The 6,891-nt window shown below is 41.7% G+C and carries 7 protein-coding genes; 5 read left to right on the top strand and 2 right to left on the bottom strand.

Annotation, left to right across the window (positions count from 1 at the left end; genetic code table 11):
• Window positions 1-1,785, top strand: a 1,785-nt coding sequence (locus JGK22_RS32705) for a DNA/RNA non-specific endonuclease (protein ID WP_293282352.1), incomplete at its 5' end; no start/stop codon positions are given.
• A 178-nt stretch (window positions 1,786-1,963) separates the two neighbouring features.
• Here the strand turns inward: JGK22_RS32705 and JGK22_RS32700 are convergent.
• Entirely contained in the window at window positions 1,964-2,761 is a 798-nt protein-coding gene (locus JGK22_RS32700) for a pentapeptide repeat-containing protein (RefSeq protein WP_293209077.1), read from the bottom strand.
• Between the two features lie 161 nt (window positions 2,762-2,922).
• On the opposite strand from JGK22_RS32700, the gene JGK22_RS32695 reads away from it, so the two are divergent.
• Together JGK22_RS32695 and JGK22_RS32690 are read left to right on the top strand one after the other, a co-directional pair.
• A complete protein-coding gene (locus tag JGK22_RS32695) occupies window positions 2,923-3,090 on the top strand; it encodes a hypothetical protein (RefSeq protein WP_293314516.1) in 168 nt (55 codons plus the stop codon).
• A complete protein-coding gene (locus JGK22_RS32690) occupies window positions 3,087-4,802 on the top strand; it encodes a DNA/RNA non-specific endonuclease (protein ID WP_293282342.1) in 1,716 nt (571 codons plus the stop codon). The genes JGK22_RS32695 and JGK22_RS32690 overlap by 4 nt, the downstream gene beginning before the upstream one ends.
• A gap of 178 nt (window positions 4,803-4,980) precedes the next feature.
• On the opposite strand, the gene JGK22_RS32685 is transcribed toward JGK22_RS32690, so the two are convergent.
• The gene (locus JGK22_RS32685) at window positions 4,981-5,358 is read right to left on the bottom strand and encodes a pentapeptide repeat-containing protein (RefSeq protein ID WP_293288138.1); all 378 of its coding nucleotides are present in this window, start codon (window positions 5,356-5,358) and stop codon (window positions 4,981-4,983) included.
• On the opposite strand from JGK22_RS32685, the gene JGK22_RS32680 reads away from it, so the two are divergent.
• Window positions 5,278-5,655 (top strand): hypothetical protein, encoded by a 378-nt coding sequence (locus JGK22_RS32680; RefSeq protein WP_293209083.1) that lies wholly within the window; start codon window positions 5,278-5,280, stop codon window positions 5,653-5,655. The two genes, JGK22_RS32685 and JGK22_RS32680, sit on opposite strands and share 81 nt — an antisense overlap.
• 125 nt (window positions 5,656-5,780) lie before the next feature.
• Window positions 5,781-6,891 (top strand): DUF4114 domain-containing protein (locus JGK22_RS32675; protein WP_293314514.1); only part of this gene is annotated, 1,111 nt, incomplete at its 3' end.

Genomic DNA, 6,891 nt, shown 5'->3' with positions numbered 1-6,891 from the left:
GCTAAACCTTGGTATGATAATGGCAATGGTGAAGGGGTTGGTGAGGGTTGGTTTTATTCTGTTTTGGGTGGAGGTAAAGACCAGCGGACGTTGAGTTCTGTTGGGCGCGTTCCGGTGAGTTTTGATAATACTCTTTCTGCTGGTATGCGGGGAGATTATGCGGTTCCTACTCTGTTTAATGGCAATTTTGACCAGTACATTCCTAATAAGAGCGCTCCCGAAGAATTTGGTCGGAATACTATCTCTAAGGAAATTCCTGGGTGGTCTTTTCATGGTGGTACATCAACGTTTGTAGACCCCACGAAGCACTTAGTAAATTGGAAAGCCATCGATTCGTTGAATATTCCCTACACTTATCCCAATGGAAAGCAAGTATCGGGAACTTCTTTTTTAGATCGAATGGGCATCAATAGCGAGCCTAATTTCTCTAACTATGCTCTGGAATTAAAGGGTGGTGAGAGCATTACCCACAACCGCTTTGTTGTACCAGATTGGGGGTCTTTGCGGTTCAACATTCATGTTCCCAAAGAAGCAGCAGACCGAGGTAATAGGCTGAAAGTTACTCTCACCGATACGGCTTCGGGTGAAGAAATAACTGAAAGTATTCTGCTCAATGAAGCTAATTTCACAACAGGAACATCAGACTCTTTTTACAACAATGACCTTGAAAAAGATGCTGCCAGGAAACTAGGTTATGCAACGAGAGGGTTTGAGACTTTTAATGTATTTGACACTTTTTATGAAGGGTCAAGCCAGCAAAAAGAATTAGATAAGTTCCGAGGTAAAACAGCAATGCTCAAGTTTGAATTGGAAGGTAGCGACGTGGTTTACTTGGATGATGTCTTTTTCAAGAGTAGTTCTCTCAAATTTGGGGAACCGAAACCCAAGGATGGCAGTAGTCCGGCAAGGTATAGCGGTGCTGCTTATGATGGGAATCTCTATAAAGACAATTTGCTGCTTGAAAAACCGCAGTATACTCTGTCTTACAACGGTACTGGAAACATATCTAATTGGGCAAGTTTTCAGATCAATCCATCATCGATATATTTAAAAGGTGAGCCTAATCCTAATAATCGCACTTTCACTAACGATCGCAGTCTTCCACCAGATTTTTACCAAGTGACAAACGCTGATTATAAAAATAGAGAGCCTTATGCTGGAGGTCATCAAACACCTATAATATCTCGCAGTATTACTCTCAAAGACAATAAAGCTGTCAATCTGATGACGAATATTGTTCCACAGAATGAGGAGCATAATAAACCCAAATTCTGGGAAAAATTTGAAAACTATGGGCAAGATTTTGCAAAAGAAGGTAAAGAAGTTTATGTAATTAATGGCATTGATGGCATTAAGGACAGTTTTGATGCGGGCGGTAAAGCTATTCAAATTCCTGCTAACTTGTGGAAAGTCATGGTGGTTTTGGATAAGCCGGGCGCAGACCCCAGCGCAACTCCCGTATATGCTGTTGGTTTTTATTATCCAAATGAAGACCCTGGTAACATTGCCAAAGACTGGAGAAAAAAGGATTGGAGTAAGATTGACAATCTCACTCAACGTCCTGTCTGGTCTTTGGAAGAAATAGAAACCAAGATCGGCTACGATCTATTCCCTCTTCTTCCTGAAGCAATCAAAGGCGAGATCAAAGATGTTAAGTACATCTTTCCCAGTCAAAAGTCAATTGGAAAAACTTGGGATAGCCTTCCTTGGAAATCAAATCCACCGCCACTTCCAGAAGACCCTACAGATCCAGATGATGAATCTGAGTCTCTTGAGGGTGAATAATTTATCTACTCCTCAGAGGGTACAGAAATATGAATTTTCCAAGAGAGGGTATATAGCAATCCTAAATCATTTGTGAATTTCTTACTCCCTCCCCTTACCAAGGGGAGGGTTGGGGTGGGGTAAAAAAAATTACGGCTCATTTAGGATTGCTATAGATAGCTACTTTCAGTAATGTTTATCATTGAGTTGTACAATTATCATTTCGGATAGTTCCATCTGGCATGACAGTATTGTATAAGGTAGCGTCTTGTAGTTTTCCGGTAAGATCGATTGTATTTGAGCCATATTCTGGTTCAGGTTTAGCTCCCATTAGATTAGCATGGGTGAGATTTGAACCTTTGAAAGAAGTTTCCTCGATAATCGCACCACTGAGGTTGGCTCCAGTTAGATCGGAATTCGTAAACCCTGTTTGGTGCAATCTGGTATTACTTAGATTCGTGCCAATTAGACTTGCTTTATCAAAACTAGCTCCAGTGACATCTGCATCGCTGAGGTCTGCTCCATTGAGGTTAGTGTTTTCAGAGTTTATTCCTGATAAAAAACCACTTTTCAAATTGACTCCACTGAGGTTGGCATCAGTTAAGTCAGCGGAGTCCAAATTTGCTTTTTCTAAGCAGGCATTATTTAGATTGGCTTTACTCAAGTCAGCCCCTCGAAAGAAAGCTTCTCTCAAGTTTGCGCCACTGAAGTTAGCATTAATCAACTGAGCGCCCTCCAAGTTAGCGTCGGTCAAGTTAGCATTGCTCAAGTTAGCATTAATCAAGTCAATACAACTGAAGTTAGCATTAATCAAATTAGCATCGCTCAAGTTAGCGCCAGTCAAGTCAGCATAACTGAAGTTAGCATTAATCAGATTAGCATTGGTGAGATTGATATCAATGAGCTTTGCCCCGTTCAAATCGACACTACTGAGGTCAACGCCCACAAAATCTCTTTCCCCAGCAGCATACCGTCGGAGCAATTCTTCAGCGTTCATAAATTATCTATTCAATTATTTTAACTTCTGAATTATAGTACAATCATCCTCTTGGGTTTACTAAGGATGATGGTATTGGAGGGACGCACAAGCGAGCATTTGGATGGTATGCTGGGACGGTTGATTTAGACCTGGAGGAAGTAAAACTTCAGTATCCTCATGTGGAGGCCTCTGAGAATCCTCAAGCAGTTAACGATATGTTGGGTAAAATGGGTAAACCCGAATTGTTCGATCCGAATTTCCCGGCTGCTAAACCTTGGTATGATAATGGCAATGGTGAAGGGGTTGGTGAGGGTTGGTTTTATTCTGTTTTGGGCGCGTTCCGGTGAGTTTTGATAATACTCTTTCTGCTGGTATGCGGGGGGATTATGCGGTTCCTACTCTGTTTAATGGCAATTTTGACCAGTTTATTCCGAATAAGAGCGAACCGGAAAAGTTTGGTCGGAATGCTATTTCTCAGGAAATTGCTGGGTGGTCTTTTCATAATAGTGCCACATCAACGTTGGTGTCACCTATAAACAACCTCGTAGAGTGGAGTCAGATAGCTCAACAATCTCCCAATTTTTCCAATTACTTGAGCTTATTAGGTATTAACTCTCAAGCTCAAAATTATCAACCTAATTATGCTCTAAAATTAGGTGCGGGCGAGAGCATTACGCACAATCGCTTTGTGGTACCGGATTGGGGAAATTTACGATTTGATGTTTTTGCTCCCACTCAAAGCGGAACACTAAATGTCAAGCTTGAAACGATAGATGGTCTCAGTAAAGATGTAACCATCAATCTGGCACAAAATGCAAACTTTCAAATTGACGCAGCCAACAGAAATAACACTGAGGCTATTAAGAACATCTATTCAGACATTGAAAATAAGATTGGATTTGGTCGGAAAGGATTTGAAACCTTCCAACTCAAATTAAACCTCACTGATTCAGAAATCGCAGAGTTTCGAGGAAAACCAGCGAAATTGACACTTTCTTTACAAGGTGGCGATTCCGTTTACATAGACAACGTTTTCTTCAAAAGTGACTATCTCGAATTGGGGAATCCAACTGAGGCTAGATGGAGTACCGGTAACAATACATCTCAAAAAAACTTACTGCTTGAAAAGCCACAATACGTTGTGTCTTACAATGCTGATACCAAAATTGCCAACTGGGTTGGTTGGAAAGTAGATAAGACATGGGTAACAACGCCACAACCAGGAGAATCACCAAATGGATTAATAGACAGACCTGAATTTATAGCCGACCCTGATTTATTAGCTAGTGGTTTATTTACCTATGATGGAAACATCTTTACTGGCTTAGGAATGGATAGAGGTCATTTGTTACCCAACAGAGATAGATTGAGACATCCCAAAGATGAGTTAGCCACCTACTTAACAACTAATTTGATTGCCCAGTCGATGGATAATAATCGATTTTTCATCCCTAATTTTTTGGAGAAAGATGCTTCTGCTTGGTCAAATATAGAAAATAGATTAGTTCAACGAGCGGCTCAACAGGGGCAAGAACTTTACATTTTTGCCGGCGCAGTTGGTAACAATCTAAATGCTCAAAAGAAAACAAATGTTCCCGAACTGCTTGATGATGTAATGAATGGAGTGTTGATCAATATGGGAAATACAAACCCTAACAATTTATCAAGTAAAAAAATTGAGATTCCTAAATGGACGTGGAAAACAATCATAGCTGTGGAACAACCTGGAGCTGATCTTACTTCGTCAAACATAGAAGCTTTCGCATATATGACACCCAACACAGCGGAACAAGACTGGAATAATGTATCGTCAGATGGGATTGCAAGTCCGCTGAATGTGTTTTCTCAATTTTTGAACAACAATCGCGGTAACATAACTAATGCAACGGCTTGGAGGAACCCAGATACTTGGCGAGTTACTCTCCCAGAACTCACAAATATTCTTAACGAACGCAACCGAGCTCGCAATTATGAGTTTAATTTTGACTTCCTCTCAAGTTTGCCAGAAAATATTCAGAATGCTCTGAAGACTCAAGGGAGATATTCTCCTCCCTCTTGACCTTGTATTTCCTTGATGGTAGAGGTAAGTAGCTCCACCTCAAAAAACAGAAACCTGAGAACCCCGGTTTTTTAAAAGAACCAGATTTCACCGAATCGTCCGGCATTTCAGATTTGTAAGGGTTGACCTACTTAAATCCTCCAACTACAATAAATTTTCTTGGACACTGGTCAAAATTTCATACTCCCCTGTCAGTATTGTCAGAGGAGATAAAGGGATTGAAGGTGAAACCCGGGATGAAAACCCCATCTTCTCGAGTAATATCCCAGCACCGGCAAGGATCTTCGCCAAAACCCCCAATCTTAGCGCCTTGAAAATTAACTCTGATAAAATGAGTGCAAGTCAGGTTGCAACGACTCGTATTAACCCCTCTGAAATCACAGTCAAAAAACCTAGTGTATTCCAAATGACAACCAAAGAATTTGGCTTCTCTTAAGTTACAGTTCAAAAAATTAGCCCCCCTTAGCTCACACCTATGCAAATTAAGCCCGCTCAAGTTAACATAATTAAATTGAGCACCAGCTATGTCGATATTTTCCAGTTCAACCCCGCTCAAATCAGCGTACTCCAAAATGATGTTTTGAAAACCTCTCTCACCAGCAGCATAGCGCCTGAGCAATTCTTCTACAGTTATTCTTTCTTTTTCCATAACTCAACTCCTGTATCTATTTACACAATCAACAATAGCACTTTTTTTAATGCTCTATATCCCGACCGCATAACTCATGCAACGGCTTGGAGAAATCCTGATACTTGGAGAGTTACTCTCCTAGAACTCACAGGTATTCTTAACAAACGCAACCTAGATGGCGATTATAATTTTAATTTTGACTTTCTGTCAAATCTGCCATAAAAACCGAGTCAGTTATCGCTCCACTTGCGGAAAATTCTCCTGCAAAAACAGACTTACTCAGCTCTAATGTTCGCGAACAATCACCAAAAGAAACCAACTCAAATGTTTCTACCACAGCCGAAGAATTGCCAACAAAAAACGAGTCGATTATCACCGCAGAAATCGATTCGGGCACAGTCAAAAATGAGATCGCTTTCCCTGAAATAACAACAGAAATTGAAAGCGAACAATTGCCGACAAAAACCGATTCGCTAGCGACAGCAGAATTTACTGCTGGTACAATCGAACTGGACATTACTGTTGCCTTCACAGCAGCCGAATTAGAAACTGAAACCCCCCCAGCAGTTGCTGTTAATCCTCTCGAACCAGAACCGCTAATTTCCCACTCAAAATCTAGCGTACAAACTGAACAGCGTACAAGCAACTTTCAAAGAAATACAAATTCCCCAACAAATCTATCAATAACAGCAGCAGCCAATTCACCCAGTGGCACTTTCCTTGTAGATGACCAAGGACAAGTCAAATTTGACTATCAGTTTGACGGCGGCTACTTTACTGGCGAAGTCGGCATTTTCAGCCTAGCCGGAATGTCCGCATTTATACCCGGAACTCCAGAATTCATCGCCGAAGCATCCCGTAGAGTTTTAAGCAATTCCACCGACGGACATATTGTCATCAGCGACAGTACAGAAGGAGCCAAATTCACCGGTGCGATGCCCTTCGACGGGGATTGGGGCAGCGGCGAATATCAGGGTATCAAAACTTTCTCCATGCTACCAGGCGACACCTTTGCCGTCATGTTAGTCCCCAACGCTACAATACAATCATCCTTCCAATCCTCATATTCGGGAAATTTGTTCCCCGAAAACCGTCCCTTATTCAGTATCGCCACAGCCAATCCCAACGATACCGCTCATCTGCTACAAATAGCCGACATTACCGGCACCGGCAACACCTTCGCCCTGGAAGATATGTCGCCTCCTAACTCAGACAGAGATTACAATGACCTAATCTTTAAAATTAGTGGCGCAACAGGAAACGCACCGCTGCTAGATACAGTAATTAATCCTGATAGAGAATGGCGCAATACGACCCTAGGACAACAATTGCTCGGCGAAGCCAATCCCCCGAATTCTGACAACAATCCGCCCGTTGTTTCACCGACAAGCGCTCGGACTTATACAGAATTAGAGACAACTATTTCATTAGACAATCTTGCCACAGATGCAGAGGCCG

It is taken from the genome of Microcoleus sp. PH2017_08_TRC_O_A, assembly GCF_020738665.1.
Taxonomy (GTDB): domain Bacteria; phylum Cyanobacteriota; class Cyanobacteriia; order Cyanobacteriales; family Microcoleaceae; genus Microcoleus.
This window is presented reverse-complemented; position numbering and strand designations above follow the sequence as displayed.

Excerpts from the sequence above, each read along its gene's own strand:
- JGK22_RS32700 (WP_293209077.1), bottom strand. The coding sequence starts at position 2,761 with ATGAACGCTGAAGAATTGCTCCGACGGTATGCTGCTGGGGAAAGAGAT.
- JGK22_RS32680 (WP_293209083.1), top strand. The coding sequence starts at position 5,278 with ATGCAAATTAAGCCCGCTCAAGTTAACATAATTAAATTGAGCACCAGC.